Annotated in this window: 19 protein-coding genes; 16 read left to right on the top strand and 3 right to left on the bottom strand. The window is 53.4% G+C overall.

The window, feature by feature from the left end:
- The first annotated feature begins 259 nt into the window (after nucleotides 1-259).
- Nucleotides 260-1,657, top strand: coding sequence for a L,D-transpeptidase (locus ABEQ74_RS18305; protein WP_430123545.1), 1,398 nt, complete (start codon nucleotides 260-262; stop codon nucleotides 1,655-1,657).
- Here the strand turns inward: ABEQ74_RS18305 and ABEQ74_RS18310 are convergent.
- The gene (locus ABEQ74_RS18310; protein ID WP_015736685.1) at nucleotides 1,654-1,791 is read right to left on the bottom strand and encodes a hypothetical protein; all 138 of its coding nucleotides are present in this window, start codon (nucleotides 1,789-1,791) and stop codon (nucleotides 1,654-1,656) included. The genes ABEQ74_RS18305 and ABEQ74_RS18310 overlap by 4 nt on opposite strands.
- Nucleotides 1,792-1,994: 203 nt before the next feature.
- On the opposite strand from ABEQ74_RS18310, the gene ABEQ74_RS18315 reads away from it, so the two are divergent.
- The 3 genes from ABEQ74_RS18315 to ABEQ74_RS18325 are packed head-to-tail and all read left to right on the top strand — an operon-like array spanning nucleotide 1,995 to nucleotide 4,360.
- Nucleotides 1,995-3,089, top strand: a complete 1,095-nt coding sequence (locus tag ABEQ74_RS18315) for a quinone-dependent dihydroorotate dehydrogenase (protein WP_430123609.1) — start codon at nucleotides 1,995-1,997, stop codon at nucleotides 3,087-3,089.
- A 25-nt stretch (nucleotides 3,090-3,114) separates the two neighbouring features.
- Entirely contained in the window at nucleotides 3,115-3,927 is an 813-nt protein-coding gene (locus tag ABEQ74_RS18320) for a GTP pyrophosphokinase (RefSeq protein ID WP_430123546.1), read from the top strand.
- Nucleotides 3,917-4,360, top strand: a complete 444-nt coding sequence (locus tag ABEQ74_RS18325) for a DUF309 domain-containing protein (protein ID WP_430123547.1) — start codon at nucleotides 3,917-3,919, stop codon at nucleotides 4,358-4,360. The genes ABEQ74_RS18320 and ABEQ74_RS18325 overlap by 11 nt, the downstream gene beginning before the upstream one ends.
- 94 nt (nucleotides 4,361-4,454) lie before the next feature.
- On the opposite strand, the gene ABEQ74_RS18330 is transcribed toward ABEQ74_RS18325, so the two are convergent.
- Together ABEQ74_RS18330 and ABEQ74_RS18335 are read right to left on the bottom strand one after the other, a co-directional pair.
- Nucleotides 4,455-4,910 carry a PCYCGC motif-containing (lipo)protein gene (locus tag ABEQ74_RS18330; protein ID WP_430123548.1) on the bottom strand — a complete coding sequence of 152 codons (456 nt, stop codon included), beginning with the start codon at nucleotides 4,908-4,910 and terminating at the stop codon, nucleotides 4,455-4,457.
- Nucleotides 4,907-5,434: a thioredoxin family protein gene (locus ABEQ74_RS18335; protein ID WP_430123549.1), complete on the bottom strand. Its 528-nt coding sequence runs from the start codon at nucleotides 5,432-5,434 to the stop codon at nucleotides 4,907-4,909. The genes ABEQ74_RS18330 and ABEQ74_RS18335 overlap by 4 nt, the downstream gene beginning before the upstream one ends.
- A 398-nt stretch (nucleotides 5,435-5,832) precedes the next feature.
- Here ABEQ74_RS18335 and ABEQ74_RS18340 point away from each other — a divergent pair, with 398 nt between their 5' ends.
- From ABEQ74_RS18340 to ABEQ74_RS18395, 12 genes are all read left to right on the top strand, one after another.
- Nucleotides 5,833-6,591: a pseudouridine synthase gene (locus ABEQ74_RS18340; RefSeq protein WP_430123550.1), complete on the top strand. Its 759-nt coding sequence runs from the start codon at nucleotides 5,833-5,835 to the stop codon at nucleotides 6,589-6,591.
- 30 nt (nucleotides 6,592-6,621) lie between these two features.
- Entirely contained in the window at nucleotides 6,622-7,428 is an 807-nt protein-coding gene (locus ABEQ74_RS18345; RefSeq protein WP_430123551.1) for a Cof-type HAD-IIB family hydrolase, read from the top strand.
- Nucleotides 7,429-7,677: 249 nt separating this feature from the next.
- Entirely contained in the window at nucleotides 7,678-8,889 is a 1,212-nt protein-coding gene (locus ABEQ74_RS18350; protein WP_430123552.1) for an ABC transporter substrate-binding protein, read from the top strand.
- Nucleotides 8,890-8,937: 48 nt separating this feature from the next.
- On the top strand, nucleotides 8,938-10,008 hold the full coding sequence (locus ABEQ74_RS18355; protein ID WP_430123553.1) for an ABC transporter substrate-binding protein: 1,071 nt from the start codon (nucleotides 8,938-8,940) through the stop codon (nucleotides 10,006-10,008).
- 9 nt (nucleotides 10,009-10,017) lie between these two features.
- Entirely contained in the window at nucleotides 10,018-10,890 is an 873-nt protein-coding gene (locus ABEQ74_RS18360; protein ID WP_430123554.1) for an alpha/beta hydrolase, read from the top strand.
- A complete protein-coding gene (locus tag ABEQ74_RS18365) occupies nucleotides 10,871-11,656 on the top strand; it encodes a 2,3-dihydro-2,3-dihydroxybenzoate dehydrogenase (RefSeq protein ID WP_430123555.1) in 786 nt (261 codons plus the stop codon). Before ABEQ74_RS18360 ends, ABEQ74_RS18365 begins: the two co-directional genes overlap by 20 nt.
- Before the next feature lie 78 nt (nucleotides 11,657-11,734).
- Nucleotides 11,735-12,955 (top strand): isochorismate synthase DhbC, encoded by a 1,221-nt coding sequence (gene dhbC, locus ABEQ74_RS18370; protein WP_430123556.1) that lies wholly within the window; start codon nucleotides 11,735-11,737, stop codon nucleotides 12,953-12,955.
- A 27-nt stretch (nucleotides 12,956-12,982) separates the two neighbouring features.
- Nucleotides 12,983-14,635, top strand: coding sequence for a (2,3-dihydroxybenzoyl)adenylate synthase (locus tag ABEQ74_RS18375; protein WP_430123557.1), 1,653 nt, complete (start codon nucleotides 12,983-12,985; stop codon nucleotides 14,633-14,635).
- A 21-nt stretch (nucleotides 14,636-14,656) separates the two neighbouring features.
- The gene (locus ABEQ74_RS18380; RefSeq protein ID WP_430123558.1) at nucleotides 14,657-15,640 is read left to right on the top strand and encodes an isochorismatase family protein; all 984 of its coding nucleotides are present in this window, start codon (nucleotides 14,657-14,659) and stop codon (nucleotides 15,638-15,640) included.
- 15 nt (nucleotides 15,641-15,655) lie between these two features.
- Nucleotides 15,656-22,882, top strand: a complete 7,227-nt coding sequence (locus ABEQ74_RS18385) for an amino acid adenylation domain-containing protein (protein WP_430123559.1) — start codon at nucleotides 15,656-15,658, stop codon at nucleotides 22,880-22,882.
- Nucleotides 22,866-23,093: an MbtH family protein gene (locus tag ABEQ74_RS18390; protein WP_430123560.1), complete on the top strand. Its 228-nt coding sequence runs from the start codon at nucleotides 22,866-22,868 to the stop codon at nucleotides 23,091-23,093. The genes ABEQ74_RS18385 and ABEQ74_RS18390 overlap by 17 nt, the downstream gene beginning before the upstream one ends.
- Nucleotides 23,090-24,541, top strand: a complete 1,452-nt coding sequence (locus ABEQ74_RS18395; protein ID WP_430123562.1) for an MDR family MFS transporter — start codon at nucleotides 23,090-23,092, stop codon at nucleotides 24,539-24,541. Before ABEQ74_RS18390 ends, ABEQ74_RS18395 begins: the two co-directional genes overlap by 4 nt.
- Nucleotides 24,542-24,757 lie beyond the last annotated feature (216 nt).

Consider the following 24,757-nt stretch of genomic DNA (forward strand, 5'->3'; position numbering starts at 1 on the left):
CTGATATTCCATCTTGAACTTATACCGACGCCCTTTGCCGAACAGGCAGAGGGCGTTTTTTCAAGATCCTTCATTACCTAAAACTTACACTTGTGGACTTTCCGGTTACTTTTAAAATTTTTACGACTGACACCTTCTTTCTAAGAGAATGTGCGTTGTAAGACGTTTTTCTTATGGAGGGCGATTCATACATATTTGGAGTGTTTATACCGATATACAGAATAGTAGTGCTGAAAATGTTTATATAGGGGGCTCTCGCATGAACAATTCACTATACCTCAAGCGGTATGTGGAGATGCATCCTGATAATAAAATGGCCTGGTACCTCTTGGGCAAGGAATACGAGCAGGCAGGCGAACAGGGAAAGGCAAACTATTGCTACAACAAGGCGGAAGGGGTCTATGAGGCCTTCGAGCTTAGCCAGGTTCCGTCTGATATATGGAAGAATTATGAACAGCGCTTGCTGGAAATGGAGAAGGAAAAGGAACGAAAACGAAGAAGAAACCGGCGTTTGCTTACAGCGCTTGTATTCTTGCTGCTCGTTTTTCTTCCCCCTGCCCAGGCACCGGGAATCGCTTCAAGGGATGCTGTACAAGGGGGTTACCTGACGGATGAACCCGCCGCGGTAACAACGGTTGGCAAAGAGCAGCGTGATTCGCGCAATGAGCCGCTGTACACCGCAATTGCTTCCAAGCAAGGAAAGGACGCAAGCGGGGTCCTGTCCTCGCTGCTTCAGCATCCGCAGCAATTACCTGATTGGTCCGTTGCCCTTGGGATGGAGCGCTCCGGCAAATGGCTGTTATGGAGCAAGGACATGGAGCGGTTATATGGGCTGCGCCGGGATGATCAAGGAGCCATTGCGATTCAACCTTATGAAGGAGCGGCAGAAGAATGTAACTGCAAACCTGCGAATAGCTCGAAGTTGAAGCAGAGTGCGACAAAATGGGCTGATCTGCAGGTGGAGACGGCCGTTCTGCAGGAAGCAGCCAATCAGTATAAGGCTCGGCATGGACGCTTGCCGAAAGACTTGGATGAGCTGACGCAGCCGTTTCCGAACAATTGGCTGTCAGGCCGTTCAAAAGCGATGGAGGATATGTTTGGGGGGTTAATGAAGCAGCGAGCCTCAGAGGCAGGTGGACAAGGGAATGAGCCGGGTACGGCTCAGGGAGAGCTGGGATATTGGGGAACTTCCCCGAAGGGAGATCCTTTTTTTGAACAGCCTCTGCAGGTTGTTATTGACCGGAAGCGTCATCGGCTTGCCGTCGTGAGCGGCTCTGTCATCATACGCAATTATGCGGTCGGCCTTGGCGGAGCCAAAACCCCGCTGGGAGATTTCAAGATCAATGACAAGGTTGTGAATCCGAACGGGACCACGAAGGGTCCCTATGGAACGCGAGGAATGCAGCTATCTGATACGTCGTATGCCATACATGGGACGCTTGATGTGAACAGCATCGGGGCGAATGAATCCGAGGGTTGTATCCGTATGCTTATACCGGATGTAGAGGAGCTGTTTGACCTGGTTCCGATGGGAACCTCCGTGAAAATCCAGGAAGGGGTCCTGCCCGAAGATCTGTGGACGCCGAAAGAGCGATTTAAGCTCAAGCCGTCCCAGAATCAGACCAACCCCAAGAAGGTATATCACTGGCTCGATTAAGGCTGGGCAATCACAATCAGAACGATAATCAGGATAATAAGAAGAGCGATGCCGGAGCTGATCCATAGTATGGCCTTCTTATTTACCTCTTCTTTTTTCTGCTGCAAGGTAGGAGGCTTACGTTTGGCTGACATGTCTTTCCCCTCTTTCTTTCATCATCGTGAAATGATTAGTATTAATGGACAACCTACCTTCATTGTAAGGGGTTTGTGCAGAAAATGCCATATCGCTTTCTCATCAGGATGATTGCCCGGATTGTGCCGAGGAACTTTCTTTTTGAGGCAGAAACGGATAAACTGAAGGATAGAGAAATAAGTGGATGAGAGGAAGAGTGGATGTGCTGTACCGCAACTTAGGCAAACCTATATTTTTTAAAATGGATCCGGAAAAGGCGCATCATCTTGTCGTTGGCGGTCTTGGACGTGCCTCCGGCGTAGCCGGCGCAGAGGCTGTCATGCGGGGAATGTACGGAGTTAGCGAAACACCGGATTTGGCAGTAGATTTGTTCGGACTTCATTTTCCGACACCGGTCGGACTTGCTGCCGGACTGGATAAAAATGCCCAGGCTGTCAAAGGTTTCTCCTCCATCGGCTTTGGATTTATGGAAGTCGGCACCGTGACTCCAAAGGGACAGCCCGGCAATGAACAGCCACGTTTATTCCGGCTCCCGCCGGACGAGGCACTCATCAACCGGATGGGCTTCAATAATGAAGGGGCCGAGGCTATGGCGAGAAGGCTGTCTTTACTTAAAGAGCGCCGGATTCCGGTTGCTGTCAACATCGGCAAGAACAAATCGACGCCGAACGAGAAAGCCAACGGGGATTATGAAGCTTGCATTCAAGCTTTGTTTCCGTATGGCGACTTTTTTGTGGTTAATATCAGCTCTCCGAATACACCGGACTTGCGCAGTCTTCAGCATGGAAGCGAGTTGTCCTCCCTGCTGGAAGCGGTCAAGAACGAAATGTCGAGACAAGCCAAGATTCATGGCGGCGAGAAGGCTGTTCTGGTGAAGATTGCGCCGGATGTGAGTGATGAGGAACTGGAATTTATGGTGGATACGATTCGTGAAAGCGGCGTTTCCGGTATCATCGCTACGAATACGACGCTTTCACGGGCGGGGCTAACACACAATAACGCCAAGGAAACCGGCGGGCTTAGCGGAAAGCCGCTGCGTAACCGTTCAACCGAAATTGTATCCCGGATCTATAAGCAAACCGGAGGAGCGCTTCCGATTATCGGATCCGGCGGGATTTTTACAGCAGAGGATGCTTATGACAAGATACGCGCAGGCGCAAGCCTGGTCGAAATTTATACAGCGCTTATCTATGAAGGACCCGAGGTAAACCGTAAGCTGCATTCCGGTCTCCGGGAGCTGCTTGCAAGGGACGGCTTCAGCCATATATCCGAAGCTGTCGGGGCGAATCATCGGTAATGGGGTAAAGACAGGAGGCAAGGCGATGGACGTTAGAGACTGGGGGACTTTTTTACTTCCGTATGAACAGGCTGTTGAAGAATTGAAGGTCAAATTCAAGACGATGCGCTCCGAATTGAAAAAACGCGAGGAATACGCACCTATCGAATTCGTGACGGGTCGGGTCAAGCGGATCTCAAGCATACTGGACAAAGCGAAACGCCTGGATGTGCCGATGGACCAATTGGAAACCGGAATTGAGGATATCGCAGGCATTCGGATTATGTGTCAATTCGTGGAGGATATCCGGCGGGTAGCCGAATATATCCGTGCGCGAAAGGACCTGACCGTATTGTACGAGAAGGATTATATTACCAATTTCAAAGAGAGCGGCTACCGAAGCTTTCATATGATTGTGGAATATCCGGTTCAAACAGCCTTGGGCCAAAAAATAGTGCTAGCCGAAATTCAGATCCGTACACTGGCGATGAATTTCTGGGCTACCATCGAGCATTCGCTTAGTTACAAATACCGGGAAAGCCTTCCGGACGACATACGAGCACGGCTGAAGAAGGCCGGAGAAGCGGCGAATACGCTGGATACCGAAATGTCGAGTATTCGCGAGGATATATTGGAAGCGCAGCGGCAGTTCGAGGATGATTCGAATATTACGACACAGGTTCTCAATGCGATTCACAAGTTGTACTTCTTCCATTTGGTCAATGAAGCGATTGCGTTTCAGGGGAGGTTTAATGCCATATGGCAAGATCATGACATGGATGCGATGAAGGAGCTTCTCGATGAAGTGAAGGAGCTGCTGGCTGAAGCCAAAAAGAAAGTAAACGAACATGACCTATGAGCCGCTTTATGTCGCTTACCTTGTATATTTCAACCGGGACCAGGATTATTTCGAATGTCACGAGGTGCTTGAGGAATTGTGGCTTAAGCAGGACCGGGACCCGAGATATAAAGGGCTACTGCAAGTGGCCGTGGGACTCTTTCATTTCCGGAACAACAATGTAAGAGGGGCATACAAAATGTTCACAAGCGCCGTATCCCGGCTTGAATCCTATCCCAGTAATGAGCTTGGAATCGCAATGGGGAAGCTGCTGAGCGAGGTGCGAAGCTACGCCGAGCAGCTGTCCTCGTATGATACAAATCCCTTTGCTTATCGCGATTTGACGATTGAGATCGAGGATATGGAACTTAAGCAAGCGGTGGAGCTGGCAGAATCGCGCATCAAGCCGAACATTCCGCAGCGACGAAAGCCGGAGCGGGCGAGGGCAACTTAAGTAACACCGAAGGATAAGTAAAAAAAGAGCGGCTCACAAGTGGTACATCTACTTGCGGGCAGCTCTTTTCGTTATATTCTGAGTCCGTACTGTATTAGGATTCGGTACCCTTATACTTGTTATCGATGAACTCTTTAATTTCGTCAACGGATTTACCTTCATCATGGAGTCGTTTGGCGTCTTGCAGTTCGGTCAGGCAGATACCGCATTGAGCGCCATGGTCCGTCCATTTAACCTCACCGTCCTTATTCTCGGCGATGAAGCAGCGGCGAAGTGAATCGTGATAACCGGTTTCCTCATCCATACAGCCGCAATAACATTTAATTTCCTTAATGACGTCCATTAATTCATTAACCGTGGCATAGGTTGCCTGTGTATTGTCGGTGTAATTCGCCAGAAACTCCGGCATAGTTGTCAGACTGGCTGTAGTTTCGTATCGCTCGGACTTGGCTCCGTGCTGATGTTCTGCAGCGGATTCTTTGCCGCCGCATGCAGTCAGCAGCATGCCGGAGATGACGAATGTAAAGAGAATCGCGCGAGTTCGTCTCATTTGGTCACGCTCCCTTTATATTTGTCCAGAAATTGCTTAAAGTCATCGACGGAGTAGCCTTGAGTGGAGCCTTCAGGCTTCAATCCACCGATCATACGTTCTTTCTCTACGCCATTCTCGAAGTAAACCAGCGTCGGAGTGAATTCTATGTTGTACTCTCTCCAACCTTCCTGATATTCACGAAGATTGTACTGCGGCATCGATACGCCAGCATCCGCCGCAAGCGGCATCAATTCCGGGGTCGTTGCACGGCAGTGCGGGCAGTCGGAGGCAAAGAAATAGACGAAGAAGTTCTCTTTGTTGTCGACCTTACTCTTCAGCTGATCCGGCAGGATGATCTGTTGATAATTCGGATCTTTAAGGAGTTCTTGGGTAGCGGGGTTCAGCTCGGAGATTTTCTTGCCGCCATATAATTCGCTTGTTCCCCCTTGACCGTTCAGAAAAATGAGTGCGGCAACCAACAGGACGAATACTCCGCCGAAGGCGTATAGTGCAGTGTGCTTGTTCTTTTTGTTACGGTTCATTAATCCACCCCCTCATAAGATTAATAATAAGTAAGGACTTGTCCATTTGGATGTAGTTTATTATACAATATTAAAAGTCGGAGCGGAACAAGCGGTAGTCTCTCTTCGCATGAGTAAAATCATCTTCAATCGGTTATGATTTCGTACAGGCAGTTACTTAATGATGCGTTCCGTCTGTGTTTCTGGTTTTTCGCAGGGATGCATTTTCATTACCGTGAGAGTTATGACAATTTTATGACGTCTTGGTCTGGCATGGGTACGTATGTGATCAATCGCATAGAAGCTAAAGCAGCGGATTGTATGTTAAGGTTGTATAGAGCTCCCTTGGCTGGTTAGAACGATGACCGGATCAGGTTTCATACATAAAAATATCCGGCATATTGGAGGTGGTCATCAGTATGAGTACTGGGAGAAGAACGCAAAGACTGGACAAGGTGCTGTCTAATCTGGGATTCGGCTCACGGGCGGAATTGAAGAAAAAGGCAAAACAAGGAAGCATCATGGTTAACGGAATGGTTATTAAAGATCCGGGGAAACATGTTGATCCCTATAAAGATATCATAGAGTTCGACGGGGAAACGATTCAATACCGGGAGTATGTGTACCTGATGCTGCACAAACCGCCGGGCGTCATATCTGCAACGGAAGATCTTCGCGATCGTACAGTGCTGGATCTCCTGGATGCAGAGCATCTTGTCTTCGAGCCGTTTCCGGTGGGCAGACTGGATAAAGACACGGAAGGTTTACTGCTGCTAACAAACGATGGCAAGTTGGCTCATGAGCTGTTGTCGCCCAGGAAGCATATCCCTAAAACCTATGAGGCGATTGTAGAGGGGCGTGTAAGCGAAGAGGATGTGCGGTCGTTCGCTGAGGGAGTCATCTTGGACGACGGATATCATACATTGCCCGGAGAACTGGTCATCCATTCTTATGAAGAACAAGATGAGGGGCCAGTGCGCTCACGTATCTCGCTGACGATCCATGAAGGCAAATTTCATCAGGTTAAGCGGATGTTTGAAGCGGTAGGCAAAAAAGTCGTGTATCTCAAAAGAGTCAGCATGGGTGACCTTCATTTGGATGAAAATCTTGAGATGGGTACATACCGCGAGCTGACCGAGGATGAACTGGCCATAATCGGAAGGCCAGTGTCAGACTAAAGAAATAACTTTTTAAAGGATGGATGGAGAATGTCTCACAAATATAAATTGGTAGCGCTCGATGTTGACGGGACGCTGCTGAATGATGATCACGAAATTACAGAGAAAACGAAGAATACAGTGATGGAAGCGGCTAAACAAGGAGTGGAAATCGTCCTGTGCACAGGACGGGGACCGCTCAATTCGATTCCTTTTATGAAGAGCATGGGGCTTGGCGGTTATGTAATCAGTCATAATGGCGCAGCTACGGTTGAAGTGGAAACTCATAACATTGTCCATCAATTCGGCATGGATCCGCTGGAGTTGGAACCTTTCATGGCATACTGCCGTGAACAAGGGGTGCATTTCGATGTGAATACCGCTTTCGAAATGTACGTGGACCAAGTGGAAGAGCTTGCCGGCCCGGTTCGATCCATGTATGAAAACTATTTAATGCTCCCAAGTAATCTGCCGGCATGGGAGGAGTTGTCCGATCCACTCGTCAAGTTCACAGTATTCGGCGAATCGGCTGATATAGACCGGGTTTTCGCGGATTGGAGCAATTGGACCCTTCCGTTTAATATGCTGCGTAGCGGCGAGTTTTTTATTGATCTGATGCACAACGAAGCGTCCAAAGGAAATGCACTAAAACAGCTGGCTGCAAAAAGAGGTTACCAAGCGGATGAGGTGCTGGCTATCGGCAACTATTTTAACGATATTACGATGCTGACCTATGCAGGTATGGGCATAGCCATGGATAATTCCCCCGTGGAGGTTAAGGCTGCTGCAGATGTGGTGACGGCTTCGAATAATGAGGACGGCGTGCATGAAGCGCTGGTGAAATACTGCTTGTCGTAAAAATTGGATATTGTAGGAGCGAGAACCCGCCATAGGACACTTGAAAAAAGTGCCTAAGGGCGGGTTTTTTGCGTGAATTGGAGACGGTTAACCGTTTGCTCTAAGATGATGGAGACAAGAATATCCTTCCAAATTTGGATTGACACGATAAAAGCGGCATGCTATTTTTATCAATGAAAATGATAATCATTATCAGTTATTGAAGTGGAAACGCCTGCATATCGTTTTATCGAAAAAAGGAGGCAACTCATGCGTACAGAAGAAGAGCTGAACATAGATAGCGCATCGGATTCGGATCGTAGCGGAAAAACCAGCCTGGTGGAGATCAAGGAGTACATCGACAGTCATTATCACGAGGCGTTAACCATTGGCGAACTGGCCGGAAAGGCTAATATATGTCCCAAGTATTTTGTGGACCTGTTCAAGAAGACATTCGGCCAGACCACGATTGATTACCTGACGCATGTTCGCATGAATCACGCCAAGCGTTACTTGGCCGAATCGGACGATCGACTTCGGGATATCGCACAGAAGGTTGGTTATAAGGACGAGTTCTATTTCAGCCGGATTTTTAAAAAGAAGGTGGGCATGTCGCCGTCGGAATATGCCCGAAATTCGAGGCAGCTGATCGCGGCCTGTTCTTCTGCAATCATCGGGCAGCTGGTGGCGCTGAACGTCATTCCAACCGCCGCGCCGCTTGATGCGAAGTGGACCCCGTTTTATTACAATGCCTACAACTCAGAGATCAAATCGCGCTTGAAATTGACGAACCCTTATCCGGACAGCTGCTTTGAGGAGAATATCGAGCAGCTGTTCCGCGCCAAACCCGACGTCATTATCGGCATGGATCACCTCGCTCAAGAGGAAATCGCCAAGCTGGAGCCTATTGCCCCCACCTTCATTGTTCCGTCCCATGCGGGGTGGAGGAAGCAGCTGGAGCTGATCGCGGCATTCTTGAACAAAGAAGAAACGGCAAAATCTTGGATCGGGCAGTATGAGCGGAAAGTGGCGCATGCACGCTCACGATTGCAAGAAGTGGTGGGGAAAGATCGTGTTGCCGCGCTGCGGATATATGGGCAAAATCTCTATTCCTACGGTAATCAGGGGCTTGAGGAAGTGCTGTTTCAGGATTTGCAGCTTAAAACTTGCCGATCCCATGCCAGCCGGAATCAGCAAATAACGCTGGATGATTTGTTGCAGTGCGATCCGGACCGAATTCTGATCGCGGTATGCCCGGAAGCCGCATCGCGGCGCTATTGGCTCGCGCTCCAGCATTCCGCCGAGTGGCATACGCTTCGAGCTGTTGCTCAAGGAAGGGTCTACACGATCTCGTCCGATCCTTGGTTCGAATACTCTGCGCTTGCCGTGACGAGAATGCTGGACGAGGCGATGCTGCTATTCACAGGAGATAGTCCAAACGGAGTTCTGGATAAAAGCCATGGTGAATCGTTTGCTACGTAATATATACTCGTCTTAATTGAGAATCATTATCACAGGAGGAGATACATTGTGGCAAAACGTTTCAATCGTGGAAAGAGAATTTGGAGGATCAACATATCGACACTTGCGTGCTGTGCCGTCATCATAGGCTTGCTGTCAGGCTGCGGAGACAAGGCGGAGACCGAAGCGTCGGGTGTTGATCAGGAGGCAGCGAAGGCCTCAGCGGTGGAGACGTCTGGTAAAGCAGAGAGCAGCCAAGCGTCGTCGGAGGAGCCAGGGACGAACCATGAGGAGACGTCCACGAAGGAGGAACGTACAGTAACGGATGAGCTTGGGCATGAAGTGAAGATTCCGGCCGCGGTAAACAAGGTGTTTGCGCCGAACATGGAAGATTCATTGCTGAAGCTCGGCGTGAAGCCCGTTGCCCAATGGGCCAACGGCAAGCTGGGACACTCTTATTTGCAGGAGGAGCTGGACGGTATTCCCTTGATCGATTTTTCGGGAGGCTTGCCTTCACCGGAGGCCCTGATGTCATTCGAACCGGATCTTATCGTGCTTCACACCGAGACTTACGCGGCGGACGGCACTTATGAGAAATACGCCAAAATCGCGCCAACGTACGTGTTCAAAAATGCTTCCGGGAATGTCGAGAAATCGCTGACCACCCTAGGCGATCTGCTCGGGAAAGTGTCGGAGGCCGAGACCGCCTTGAAAAATTATCAGCAAAAAACAAGCGAAGCGAAGGCGAAGCTGAGTTCTGTGGTAGGGGACAAGAATGTGGCCATTATCCGTTTCGCACCCAGAGGAGTAAGTTTGATGGGCGGAAATTACCTGTGCGGATATGTCATCCATCAGGATCTAGGTCTGGGTAAGTCCAAGCTGGTCGAGAACGAAAATGCAGCTAACATATCGCTAGAAATACTCCCGCAGCTCGATGCGGACTATATATTTGTCATCAACGCTTATGATCAAGGAACGGAACGCCTGAAGGAAATAACGGAAAGCCCGATCTGGAAAGGCATGTCGGCTGTCAAGAACGGACAGGTCTATGAAGCCGATAACGAATACTGGCTGGGAAGCGGCTTGATCGCCTACGAGAAAATCGTGGATGACGTCGTTCGCTCCATCACGGGGCAATAGGAGGAACATATGAGCCATCCTACGACTTCCGTTGACATGATGAGGCACAGCGTGGTGCTGGCCCGTGCGGAGCATTGGGTGATGCACTCGAGGGGCGGGCGACGCTATCGAATCATAACGGCACAGCCGACGGGACCGGCCCCGCCGTCTGGATATCCGGTCATCTATTTACTGGACGGCAACAGCGTGTTTCACACGATGGTTGAGACGCTGCGCCTGCAGTGCCATAGACCGGACAAAACCGGGATATTGCCGGCTGTCGTTGTCGGCATCGGTTACGAAACGGAAGGGCAGTATGCTTCGGACCGGTTCTATGATTACACGCCCTATCCGAACACGAAGTTCAGGAACAAGCTGGACGGGGATTCCGTGCCGGAGCAGGGGGGAGCGGCTGAGTTTCTGCAATTCATCGAGGAGGAGCTGAAACCGCAGATCGAGGGCGAGTTCAACATTGACCGACATCGCCAGACGATATTCGGCCATTCCCTCGGTGGACTGTTCACGCTTTATGCCATGTTCAGTAAACCGCAGGCGTTCTCGTGTTACATCGCCGGCAGCCCTTCTATTCACTGGAATTCGGAGTATTTAGGGGAACTGGAGCAGTGCTATGCCGATCAGATCAAGGAAAAACCTTATCCTGTTCGGCTGCTGCTTGGCGCAGGTGAGCTCGAAAGGTCCCATGTCACCGGCAATTGCATCCGTGCTTCTCAACTCGCCGAACGCTTGGCTGATCTGTCCGAGTATGGCATGCATGCTGAATTCAAGGAGTTTGAGGGGGAAGGGCATCTATCTGTGCTGCCAGTCCTCATCAGCAGAGCATTACGGTTTGCCCTTCACCCTGAACACGAAGGAGATGATCACCATGGAGAGCACAGGCATTAGAGGGAAAGTAGCGCTCGTGACCGGTGCCGCCCAAGGAATAGGCGAAGCGGTGGCACGGGCCCTTGCCCGGCAAGGAGCCGTTGTAGCTGCCTGCGACCGGAAGGAAGCCGAGCTGCTCCGCCTTGCGGCCGACCTATCCGGCTCAGGCGTTCATGTCGCGGCTTACAAGGCTGATGTCAGCCGCAGTGCCGAGGTTGAAGCGATGGTCGAACGGGTTGAGGATGAACTCGGACCGATCGAGATTCTCGTCAACGTAGCGGGAGTGCTGCGGGTCGGTGGAGTCGAGTCGCTTACCGACGAGGATTGGCAGGCCCACTTTAACGTTAATACCAACGGCGTATTCTACACGTCACGCTCCGTCGTAAGGCGGATGGCGAGCCGTCATTCCGGAGCTATCGTGACGGTAGGCTCGAATGCATCCAAGGTTCCGCGGTCCCAGATGTCGGCCTATGCCGCCTCCAAGGCGGCATCCACGATGTTTACCAAATGCCTGGGGCTCGAATATGCCCGCCATCATATCCGTTGTAACGTGGTTTCCCCGGGCTCTACGGATACCGAAATGCAGCGTTTGTTGTGGAAGAATGATCATGGTGCAAGGCCCATTATCGAGGGGGCGCCGGACTCCTTCCGCCTCGGCATACCGCTTGGCAAAATTGCGCTCCCGTCGGACATCGCGGATGCGGTCGTATTCCTCGTATCCGATCGGGCTGGGCACATGACGATGCAGGACGTATGCGTGGATGGTGGCGCGACGTTGGGCTGCTGAGGATTTACGGGGGGGGGTCATACTTGATTTTCTTAATTTAATAAACTAGGTAGGCTCATAAGCAGAGAGGAGACTGAAATGTTACACTATGATGCTCCAACCGCAGCGGAGGCTGCGCAACTTATGGAACAATACCAGGTCGGTTCGTCTTTCTTCTTCTCATCCCCGCGCAAGACGCTGTTAACGCATGGAGAGTACTCAAGATTGCCGGTTCCCACGGGGACCGGGCATAGATCGCTACCGGAACGCGTCGGTGAACTGTTGGAATTTGCGAAGCAAGCAGGACGGCGGGATGCCGTTGTTGTCGGCGCCATACCTTTTGATATTAAAAAACCGGCCAGTCTGTTTATTCCACTTTCAGCGAAGTGGCACGATTCCCTTCTATTCTCTGAAGGCAAGGATCGGGAAATGTCCCGAATTTCCAGTTACAAGGTGCTTTCCGTTCCGGAGCCGACGGCGTTCAAGGAAGGCGTGAACCGGCTGCTGGACCTCATTTCTCAAAAGAAACTCCATAAAGCGGTGCTTTCCCGAACGCTGGATATCACGCTTCCTCATGCCCTGTCCATTCCACAGATATTGACTCATTTAGCTTATCACCACTCCCATGGCTACACGTTTGCCGTACCGTTGGCACCCGAATTGTCCCACACTTCAAGCCCGGATGCCGTTGCATCCACCCGGACGCTGTTTGGCGCAAGCCCCGAACTCTTAATTACGAAGAAGGGTTCACGAATCAAAGGAAATCCATTGGCGGGTTCTGCGGCACGAAGCGCCGATCCCGCTGAAGATCAGCGGCGGGCGGCAGCCCTGCTGTCATCCGCCAAAGACCGATATGAGCATGCCATCGTAATTGATGCCGTGGCATCGGCCTTGCAGCCTTATTGCAGCAAGCTGGAGGTTCCCACTGAACCTTCGCTCGTACAGACCAAAGCCATGTGGCATCTATCCACCGAAATCAACGGCGTCCTGAAGGATGAATCGGTAACGTCATTGGAGCTTGCCCTGGCCATGCATCCGACACCGGCAATATGCGGCACGCCGACCGATGCGGCCCGGGATGCCATACAAGAGATCGAGCCGTTCGATCGTGGCTTCTACTCGGGAGCCGTCGGTTGGTCGGATGCCAACGGGGACGGCGAGTGGGCGGTGACGATTCGCTGCGCGGAAACGGAAGGAACCTTGCTGCGGGTATTCGCAGGGGCAGGGATCGTGACAGGCTCCATAGCGGAAGCGGAGCTGGCTGAGACTTCGGCCAAATTCCGCACGATTCTGGCCGCGATGGGCTTGAAGGAACAATAAACAACGATGTTGGAGGAGGAATGAGGAATGTTGGCAGGTTGTAAGGCTTGGCCGGAGGAATTTGCCGCCCGCTACCGGGAGGCAGGCTGCTGGCAGGGCGAAACCTTTGGAGAGCTCTTGCGTAAACGGGCTGCAGCGCATGGGGAACGGGTTGCGGTCGTGTGCGGCGACCGGCACATAAGCTACGCCGAACTGGACAACCGGGTGGATCGATTGGCCGCGGGATTTCTTAAGCTCGGCATTAAGTCACAGGAACGGGTTATCGTTCAGCTGCCGAATATCGCTTCATTTTTCGATACGATATTCGCGCTGTTCCGGATCGGAGCGCTTCCCGTCTTCTCTCTGCCCGTTCACCGCCGGTACGAAATCGTATATCTGTGCGGCTTTAGCGAAGCCGCCGCGTATATCATTCCGGATATGGATTCGGGCTTCGATTACCGGGACCTGGCAGTTCAAGTTCAGGCGTCGGTTCCTTCCCTCCGCCATGTCATCGTAGCCGGGGACCCGGGTCCAGGGGCGTTCGTAACCCTGAAAGATTTGTACCTCGATGATTCGGAGTGCTCTTCATACGGGGCAGATCCGGAAGGCCCTGAGCCCGGTGATGTCGCATTTCTCCAGCTGTCGGGCGGGACGACCGGACTCCCGAAGCTCATTCCGCGCACGCATGACGACTATATTTACAGCTTGCGCATGAGCGCCGAAATCTGCTCGCTGGATAAGGATAGCGTTTATTTGGCGGTATTGCCCGTCGCGCATAATTTTCCGCTTAGCTCGCCGGGCGTGCTGGGGACGCTGTATGCCGGAGGAAGAGTAGTTCTTGCCCGGTCAGGGAGTCCGGATGCGGCATTTCCGCTGATCGCCTCCGAGGGAGTCACGATAGCGGCGGTCGTTCCGCCCCTGGCCTTGATTTGGCTTGAAGCGGCACCATCCTGTTCCGAAGACCTCTCCAATCTGCAAGTGCTGCAGGTAGGCGGGGCCAAATTCAGTGCGGAGGCGGCCAAACGCGTGCAAACGGTGCTTGGATGTAAGCTGCAGCAAGTGTACGGGATGGCGGAAGGCTTGGTGAACTATACCCGGCTGGATGACCCCGAAGACATAACGGTGTACACGCAGGGGCGTCCCATGTCCCCTTACGATGAAGTGAGGCTGGTTGATGAGGATGATGTCGAGGTAGCCCCCGGCCAGGTCGGGGAATTGCTAACACGGGGGCCTTATACGATTCGCGGATACTATAAAGCGGACAAGCATAACGAGAAGGCTTTTACCACGGACGGCTTCTATCGCACAGGCGATCTGGCCAGTTTGACGCCTTCAGGGTACCTGGTGATCGAAGGCCGTTCCAAGGACCAAATTAACCGCGGGGGCGACAAGGTTGCGGCCGAGGAGATCGAGAACCATCTGCTTGCCCATCCCAGCGTGCACGATGCTGCCGTGGTCTCCATGCCGGACGAATATCTTGGCGAGCGGACCTGCGCTTTCGTTATCGTTCATAATGGCGCGGTTAGTGGTAATGAGCTGAAGGCATTTCTTAGAAATAGAGGGCTCGCTGCGTATAAAATCCCGGATCGGGTGGAATTTATGGATTCTTTTCCCCGCACGGGTGTCGGCAAAGTAAGCAAAAAGCAGCTGCGGGAGCTCGCGGCGCAGAATCAGGACGCACGGCTGAATCTTTCAAAATAATATTGAAATGAGGAGATATGGATGGCACTTCCTAAGATTGTACCTTATCCCATGCCAGGGGAGACCGACCTGCCCAAGAACAAGGTAGCATGGACGGCGGATCCAAGCCGTGCTGTGCTGCTCATCCACGATATGCAGCAATATTTCATCGACGCGTTCACGCCTGATCAATCGCCTGTCTTGGAACTGATCACCCATATTCAGAAGCTGCGTTCCTGCTGCGCAGAGCTTGGCATTCCCGTGATCTATTCGGCGCAGCCCGGGGGCCAGGCACCGGAGCAGCGCGGCCTGCTTCAGGATTTCTGGGGATCCGGCATCAACGACGGTCCCTACCAGAAAAAGTTCGTGGATGCGGTGGCGCCGTCGGAACGGGATATGCTGTTGACCAAATGGAGATACAGCGCCTTCCAGAAGACCAATTTGCATGAAATCATGCGCGAGCTAGGACGCGACCAGCTGATGATCTGCGGGATATACGCTCACATCGGCTGTCTGCTCACCGCCGGCGAAGCTTTCATGAAAGACATACAGCCGTTCTTCATTGCGGATGCCCTAGCGGATTTCTCGTTAGAGAAGCACCGCCTGGCCCTTGTTTATGCTGCGGAACGCTGTGCCGTTACGCTAACCACGGAAAATCTGATCGCTTCGTTGGCTAAAGCGCAGCACCCCGTCTCAGGTGAATCCGAAACCCCAAGCGGAGAAGGAAGACACGTAGATGCTGCGGAGGGGCAATCGCGGCTGACGCTGCAAACCTTGCGAGTGAATGTAGCGGAATTGCTGCAGGAACAACCGTCGAATATCGGGGAGGATGACCATTTGATTGAATACTGGGGACTGGATTCTATTCGCATCATGAGTTTGGCCGAGCGCTTCCGGCGCGAAGGAATGGATATCAGCTTTGTGGAGTTAGCTGAGCAGCCGACGCTGGCGGGCTGGTGGGGATTGCTGTCGGACAAGCAGAACATGCGCGTGTCACCGCCCAATTATGATTACTATTCGGTGTAGAAGGAGGGAATTCATATGCTTGAGCAAAAGAGGGAGCGCTGGTCCCTGTCCGGCGCGCAGCTGGGGATATGGTATGCCCAGCAGATGGACCCAGACAATCCGATATTCAACACGGCGGAATGCATTGAGATTCGAGGACCTGTAGATCCGGTTCTGTTCGAGAAGACTTTGCGCCAAGTGGTGGGAGAGGCCGATGCCCTGTTTGCCCGCTTCGGCGAAGATGCGGACGGTCCTTGGCAGTCGATCGATCCCTCTCCTGACTGGCCACTGTACGTGATGGATGTCAGCGGGAAGGAGGATCCTCATCTTGCTGCCCAAAGCTGGATGGAGCATGACCTTGCCCAAGCTATCGATCTGAGCCGAGGACCGCTATTTACGGAGGCGCTGTTCAAGCTCGCTGCCGATCGCTACTATTGGTACCAACGCATTCATCATATCGCGATCGATGGATTCGGCGCATCGCTTCTTCTGCAAAAAGTTTCCGAAGTCTACACGGAATTAACGGGCGGAGCCTCGTCAGGCATAGGCGCGTTCGGCAGATTCCGGACGATCCTGGAAGAAGATGCGTCATACCGCATATCGCAACAGCTCGGCTCGGATCGCCAATTCTGGCTGCAGCGCTTTGCGGATGAGCCGGAGGTGGTCAGCTTAGGGGGACAGGCACAGCGGTCAGCGCGGAGCTTCCTGCGCCGTTCGGCGCAGCTTCCGGCATCTTCGATGCAACGCTTACAGGCGGCTGCCCAAGCTTCAGGGGGGAGCTGGCCGGATGTGATTGCGGCTGCAGCAGTCCTATATGTCCATCGTATAACAGGCGCAGAGGAGATTGTGCTTGGATTGCCATTGATGTGCCGCTTAGGCTCGTCATCCATCCGTATTCCGGGCATGGTCATGAATTTGCTGCCGCTCCGGGTGAGCGTCAAGCCCGATATGACCCTAATCGACCTGCTGCGGCAGGTCGCACGGGAGATTCGCGAGATCAAGCGACATCAGCGCTACAGGCATCAGGACATCCGGCGTGATCTCAAGCTGCTTGCGGACAACCGCAGGTTATTCGGACCGCTCGTGAATGTGATGCCTTTTGCGGAGGAATTGGATTTTGGCGGTTTCCGCGGCAGTGTCCGCAATCTTGCCTCCGGTCCCGTGGATGATTTGACGATGAACGTGTACGGCGGAATGGGCGGGCACGGGCTTAGAATTGACATGGATGCCAATCCGCTGATCTACAGCGCAGAAGAGACAGAGTCCCATTTGCAACGCTATTTGTATTTGCTGGACAGCCTTGTCGAAGCGAAGCCGAATGATCCCGTCGGGGGCTTGGCCTTTATTCTGCCGGACGAACGCGAGAAGGTGATTGTTCGGTGGAACGATACGGCCCGCGCTTTGCCGCAGCTCAGCGTGCCGCAATTATTCGAGGAGCAGGCTGCCCGTACACCGCAGGCGGAAGCGGTCATATGCGAAGGGTTATCCCTTCGTTACGAGGAGCTGAACAGTCTGGCGAATCGCCTGGCCCGCTTGCTGATTGCCCGGGAAATAGGGCCTGACCGAATCGTTGCCCTGTCGCTGCCACGGTCGGTGGATATGCTTGTTGCCATCCTCGCCGTGCATAAGGCTGGGGCGGCATACTTACCATTGGATCCGGACTATCCGGATGAACGGATCGCTTATATGCTTGCCGATGCCAACCCGGCATGCTTGATAACGACCCGGCAGCTGTCTGAATATTTCGCGGCCGTCATGGAGGATAAGGACGTAATCCTGTTGGATGCCCCGTCTACCCTTCAGCGATTGGAGCAGCAGGCTTTTCATAATCCTACAGACGCTGATCGCGTACGTCCACTGCTGCCGCTTCACCCGTCCTACGTTATCTATACTTCCGGATCAACCGGCCGGCCCAAGGGGGTCATGCTCACGTTCGAAGGCCTGGCCAATCTGCTGTCGGATATGTGCGAGCGTTTGGGTATCGGAGAGCGGGACCGCTGGCTGTCGGTCACCACGATGTCATTCGATATCTCGGTCATGGAGATGCTGCTGCCTCTGGCATGCGGTTCGACGCTCGACATCGTGATGCGGGAGACGATTCTCGACGCCGCGGCGCTCATACGCCGAATCCGGGAGACGGGGACCACCATCATGCAGGCAACCCCGACATTATGGCAGTCGATTGTCGCTTGCCGTCCAGGGAAATTTGAGCGGCTCAAAGTCATTACCGGTGGCGAGGCGCTGCCGGTCGGCCTTAAGCTCGCGCTTCAAGACCTGAACTGTGAAGTGAACAATCAATATGGACCGACGGAGACAACGATTTATTCGACGGCGGCAAAGCTCGATCAAGCACCAGAAAAACCGTCCATCGGAGGACCGGTGTGGAATACGAAACTGTATGTGCTCGATTCTTCGCTCTCCCCGGTTCCGCCAGGCGTAACGGGCGAGCTGTATATTGCAGGCTTGGGGCTCGGTCGGGGGTATTTGGGGAGACCCGACTTGACGGCGGATCGGTTTGTCGCGGACCCTTATGGACCACCGGGCTCCCGGATGTACCGAACAGGCGACCTTGCCCGCTGGCTGGAGAACGGCTGGATCGATTATTTGGGACGCGCCGATCATCAGATCAAGCTGCGCGGCTTCCGGATCGAGACTGGCGAGATCGAGTCCGTGCTTGTGGCTCATCCGGCAGTGGAGCAGGCCTTTGTCATGGTCCGTGAGGATCGGATCGGCGATCGCCGGCTTGTGGCTTATATCGTTCCATCGTCAGCCGGGCCATCTTCCATCGAATCGGCAGATTTACGGAGCTATGCCGCAGAGAAACTGGTTGAGTATATGGTGCCGTCTGTCATCGTAGCCCTTGAAGCGCTGCCGCTTACGCCGAACAAGAAAGTGGATCGCCAAGCGCTTCCCGTACCTGATGTTCGGCTGGCGTCCGGGCGTATGCCCCGAACGCCGCAAGAGGAGATGCTGTGCACGATTTTTGGCGAGGTGCTGGGCTTGCCGAGGGTTACCATTGACGATGATTTCTTCGAGCTTGGCGGTCATTCCCTGTTAGCCGGCCGGGTCATGGTCCGTATCCGGGAAGCTTTCGGCGCAGAGCTTAGCATTGGCAGTCTGTTCGAAGCGTCAACGGCCGCAAGTCTCGTCAAGCGGCTCGATCATGCGCAGGCAGCCAGACAGGCCGTGCGTCCCGCTGCAAGGGACGAGCGCTTGCCGCTGTCGTTTGCGCAGCAGCGGTTATGGTTTTTATATCGGTTGGAGGGTCCGAGCCCAACTTATAATATTCCTCTTGTCGCCCGCTTGACAGGTGACATCGATCTGGCATCGCTGCGTATAGCATTGGGGGATGTAGTGGCTCGTCATGAGTCGCTGCGCACGGTGTATCCTGAGAACGACGGGGCTTCGTATCAGCACATTTTGGATGCCGAGGGAACCCGGACGGAGCTGAATGTAACCGAGATTAGCGAAGCGGAGCTTGCGGATCGATTGGCCGAAGCCGTCAGGTACCGTTTCGAGCTTGCAGCCGAAACTTCCCTGCGGGCTGAGCTGTTCAAGCTGGACGATCAAGAGTTTGTCCTGCTGTTGCTGCTGCATCATATCGCGGGAGACGGCTGGTCGCTTACCCCGTTGACGCGGGATCTATCGGATGCCTACGCGGCAAGGTGTCTGGGGAGTGAACCGAAATGGACTCCGCTACCGGTACAATATGCGGATTATGCCGCTTGGCAGGAGAAGCTGCTTGGCCGCTCGGGCGAGGAGAACAGCCTGATTGCCCGTCAGCTGGAATATTGGACCGAAGCGCTTTCCGGCTTGCCGGAGCAATTGGAGCTGCCTACCGACTATCCGAGGCCCCCCGTGGCCAGCTATCAGGGCGGCAGCGTGCCGTTTTCGATATCCCGTGAGCTGCATCAGCAGTTGAATGCGCTCGCGCAAAGCAACAGGGCAACTTTATTTATGGTATTTCAGTCCGCGATGGCTGCGCTGTTTACGAAGCTGGGTGCAGGTACGGACATTCCGATCGGAAGTCCCGTATCGGGTCGGAATGACGACAATCTGGATCACTTAATCGGTTTCTTCATCAATACCCTTGTGTTTCGTGTGGATACGTCGAATGACCCGACGTTCGGTGAGCTGCTGCGACGGGTGCGGGAAAAGAGCCTGGCAGCCTTCGAGCATCAGGACGTGCCGTTCGAGCGCCTTGTCGAGACGCTGAACCCTCCGCGTTCCCGGTCGAGACATCCGCTCTTCCAAGTGATGCTGGTGCTGCAGAACACGCCGGAAACTTCGCTTGAGCTTCCGGGAATCAGCTCGAAGCTGCAGCTGCAAAACGTGGGCACTTCGAAGTTCGACTTAACCTTCGAACTGACCGAGCGGCGGGATCAATACGGAGAGCCGGACGGAGTGGACGGCTTCATTGAATTCAGCTCGGATTTGTTCGAGCGCGCCACGGCGGAAGCGATGGCAGAACGATACGTGCGCGTATTGGAAAGTGCTGTCGTTGAACCAAGTAAATCCATCAGTAAACTAGATATTTTAACCGTTGATGAACGGGAGGACATTCATCGACAATGGGGCGCGCCGCTGCCAGTCACCGAGCCGGCAACCTTGCCCGAGCGGTTTGAAGCGCAGGTCAGCCGCTCGCCTCAATCGGTTGCGATTGTCCATGACGGCCAGTCTCTGAGTTATGAGGAGCTGAACGAGCGCGCTAACCAGCTTGCTCATTTCTTGATTGCCTCCGGCGTCGGTACGGAGCAGATCGTAGCTCTCGCACTGCCGCGTTCCGTGGATATGGTCGTCGGCATTCTGGCCGTACTTAAAGCAGGAGCCGCTTACCTGCCTCTGGATCCGGAGTATCCGGAGGATCGACTGGCTTACATGATGGAGAATGCTTGTCCGGTATGCGTCATGACGAGCGTTCACGTGATGAATCAGTTGCCGAGTTTCGGACGATGGAAACACGTTGTCATCGATGAGCCTGAACAAGCATTGCGACTGCTGGATTATTCCAAGGAGAATCCAAGAGACCGTGAGCGTTCTGGACGGCTTATGCCGCAGAATGCCGCTTACATCATTTATACTTCCGGTTCCACCGGGAAACCGAAGGGCGTGCTCGTGCCGCATCAGAATGTTGTTCGGCTATTCGATTCTACCCGGCATTGGTTTCCGTTTGATGAAACCGATGTATGGACCTTATTCCATTCGTATGCCTTCGATTTCTCGGTGTGGGAAATATGGGGGCCGCTCTTGCACGGCGGCCGGCTCGTCGTGGTTCCACATACGGTCAGCCGATCGCCTGAAGAGATGTTAAGCTTGCTCGCCCGGGAAGGCGTGACCGTGCTGAATCAGACTCCGTCGGCGTTCTATCCGTTGATTCAGGCGGATCGGGAGCATCCGGAGACGGGTCGGCAATTGTCGCTGAGGTACGTTGTGTTCGGAGGCGAAGCCTTGGAGCTTGGACGGCTTACGGACTGGTATCGGCGTCATGCCGACGATGCTCCGCGATTGATCAACATGTACGGCATAACGGAAACCACCGTGCATGTCAGCTATATGGAGCTGAACCGGAACCTGGCGCTGCCAGGAGCCAGCCTGATCGGCGAAGCGATTCCGGATCTGCGGGTATACGTGCTAGATGACAGGCTTCAGCCCGTTCCGTACGGCGTGATCGGGGAAATGTATGTCGCCGGCGCAGGATTGGCTCGCGGGTACTGGGGGCGGCCCGACATTACCGCCGACCGGTTCGTGTCCGACCCATACGGCCCGCCGGGGACAAGAATGTACCGAACCGGCGATTTGGCGAGGCGTTTTGCCAATGGCACGCTGGATTATTTGGGACGGTCCGACCATCAGGTGAAGATACGCGGCTTCCGGATCGAGCTTGGCGAAATCGAATCGGTCCTCGTGCGTCATGAGACGCTCTCGCAGGCGGCTGTCATCGTGCGTGAGGATCAGCCCGGAGACCTGCGGCTTGCGGCTTATGTCGTTGGCAATCCCGGCGAGTCGCCTTCGGGTACGGAGCTGTGGCGTTATGCCGCTTCGCTGCTTCCTGATTACATGGTGCCATGGGCCTTCGTCATGATGGACAAGCTGCCGCTTACGCCTAACGGAAAGCTGGATCGCAAAGCGCTGCCGGCCCCCGAGATGTCGCCGGATGCGGATGGGCGCAATCCGCGAACGCCGCAGGAGGAAGTGTTATGCGAGTTGTTTGCCGAAATACTAGGCGCCAAGCGGGTCGGCATCGATGACAGCTTCTTCGAGCTCGGCGGTCATTCCTTACTGGCCGTCCGGCTTATCAGCCGGGTTCGCGAAGCCCTCGGCAAAGAATTGAGCATCGCAGCATTATTCGAAGCACCGACGGTAGCGGGGCTAGTCGACAAGCTTGAGATGGGCGGCGGGAACAGCGCGCTGCAGGTCGTGCTTCCGCTTCGGTCGCATGGAGATCAAACCCCACTGTTCTGCGTGCATCCGGCAGGAGGATTAAGCTGGTGCTACGCTGGTTTAATGAAGCATCTCGGCATGAATTATCCGATTTACGGCTTGCAGGCGAAGGGGATTGCCCAAGCTGAGGAGCTTCCGAAATCTCTGGAAAAGATGACGGCAGACTATATCGACCATATACGCTCCCTTCAACCAACGGGACCATACCGGCTGCTTGGTTGGTCTTTGGGTGGCAATGTCGCTCAGTCGATTGCAGTGCAGCTGCAGGAGGTGGGTGAAGACATTGAACTACTCGCCATTCTGGATGCTTACCCCAGCCATTATTTACCGATCAAGGATGACCCCGATGAAGACGAGGCTTTAACCGCGCTGTTGGCGCTTGGAGGTTTTGACAAGGAGACCATTGAAGAGGGCCTTGGAGACACACCGTTAACCATTGCCACAGCGCTTGAATTGCTGCGCAATGAGAGCAGTGCATTGGCATCCCTTGAGGAAGACACCATAATGAATCTGAAGACGACCTATGAGAACTCGGTTCGACTTTTAAAGGCATATGTTCCGAAGCGATTTAAGGGAAATATGTTATTCTTCCACTCCACCATCATCCCCGATTGGTTCGACCCCATTGACCCGGAGATGTGGGAGCCTTTTGTGAGCGGAGGGATTGAACGGCACGATATCGAATGTCGGCATAAGGATTTATGTCAGCCCGGTCCTCTGGAATATATCGGCAAGTGCATTCTAAGCAAGCTGGAGGATATGGCGACTAAAACGGATATAACGACGGATAGGAGGGAACTGATCTATGACCAATCCTTTTGAGCATGCCGACGGCAAATTTCTAGTACTGATGAATCATGAGGGTCAATATTCGCTCTGGCCGGCTTTCGCGGCTATTCCGGCTGGCTGGCATCAGGTTCTGGGTCTTAGTACGCGGGAAGAATGCTTCGCCTATATTAATGAGAACTGGGTTGATTTACGGCCCCGGAGCTTGTGTGATAATACACGGCTATTACCGGAACACAGACCATGAGCAGTTGGTTGAGTTCGAAAAGGGTATTATGCATCGTCTATGTGGCAGCGATGTTTGTTGTTGCTATGGATGCAACTGTGCTGAATGTGGCGCTGCAGACGATTAGTCGAGAGCTTGAAGTGCCGTCTGCGGCCTCTGGGGTCCTGAATGTCGGTTACCTGGTCAGTCTTGCCATCGTTCTTCCGATGGCCGGCTGGCTTGGCGACAAATGGGGCACGAAGCGAGTGTTCCTGCTAGCTCTGGCCATTTTCACAGGAGCATCCGTATTGTGCAGTTCTGCAAATAGTTTAGCTTCGTTGACATTATTTCGAGTCATCCAAGGTATCGGCGGTGGCCTGCTGACTCCGGTCGGCATGGCGATGTTATTCCGTATGTTCCCGCCGCAGGAGCGTGCGAAAATCTCTCGTGCACTCATACTTCCTATAGCGATTGCGCCTGCAGTTGGGCCGATAGTGAGTGGTCTGCTGGTTGAGTACTTTACATGGCGGTGGATCTTCTACGTGAATTTGCCGATCGGCATTCCAGCGTTGGTGTTTGGTCTATTCTGGTTGAGGGAACATAGGGAGCCGAATGCCGGAAAATTGGATGTATCTGGCTTGCTTCTATCTGGGCCTGGTCTTGCGCTGCTTATGTACGCACTGAGTCAGGGGCCGCTGCATGGGTGGCATGCTCCACAGGTATGGATCGCGGGCATGGCAGGGATAGTATTGCTGGCTGCACTGGTCAAAGTAGAACTGAGTGTTGAGAAGCCGCTCTTGGATCTGCGGCTGTTAGGCAATCGCTTGTTCCGAACGACAGGCTTTATCGCGATGTGTGCATCAGCTGGACTTCTGGGCATGCTGTACGTATTCCCATTAATGTATCAGAACGCTCTGCGTGTATCCGCCCTCGATACAGGGCTGGCTACGTTTCCCGAAGCCATCGGTCTTATGATTGCCTCGCAGCTCGTACCCTGGACATACCCAAGACTTGGTCCAAAAAGAGTGATTATGATGGGCTTAGTCGCTACAGCAATTATCTTCATCATGCTCAGCATGGTAGACGCCAGCACGAATCTATGGTTTATCCGAGCCTTGTTCTTTGGTATCGGTATTTTTCTTGGGCAAACGGTTGGGGCTGTACAGATTGCGGCCTTCGCTACGATCCCGCCAGCTTCGTTGGGTCGTGCCTCGACTTGGTTTACGGTGCAGAACAGACTCGGTCCTGCAATCGGGTTGGCCATTCTATCAGCCATATTGATAGCGGTCGGTACGGGAACCGCCAACGCAGCAGGGGAGATGGAGCCGAATCTGATGGCTTATCGGGCGGCATTGCTTGGGGCTGCAGGATTCCTGCTCTTCGGAGTGGGTGCAGCATGTTGGATTCGGGACGCTGATGCTGCAGCCACGATTCGCAAACCTGCCGCCAAAACCCCAGCGAAGGAACAAGCCGCTCCGGCTGAGAGCTGAACAAAAGGGAAAGAAAGCAAGAATGATGAGCCTGGGGGATGTATCGTTGATCAGGAGAATTGGGTGCTGTACGAGGAGATGGTGAAGCCTCCAAACCAGTGGGCGTTATTCGGGAGTGATGATATCCCAATATGATGAAGTAAATAAAAATTGAGGGGCTATTCTCCCTGCATATGAATGCAGATAGATAGCCCCTTTTTACATACTCACTTCAGA

This window comes from Paenibacillus solani (assembly GCF_050475945.1).
Classification (GTDB): domain Bacteria; phylum Bacillota; class Bacilli; order Paenibacillales; family Paenibacillaceae; genus Paenibacillus_AQ; species Paenibacillus_AQ solani_A.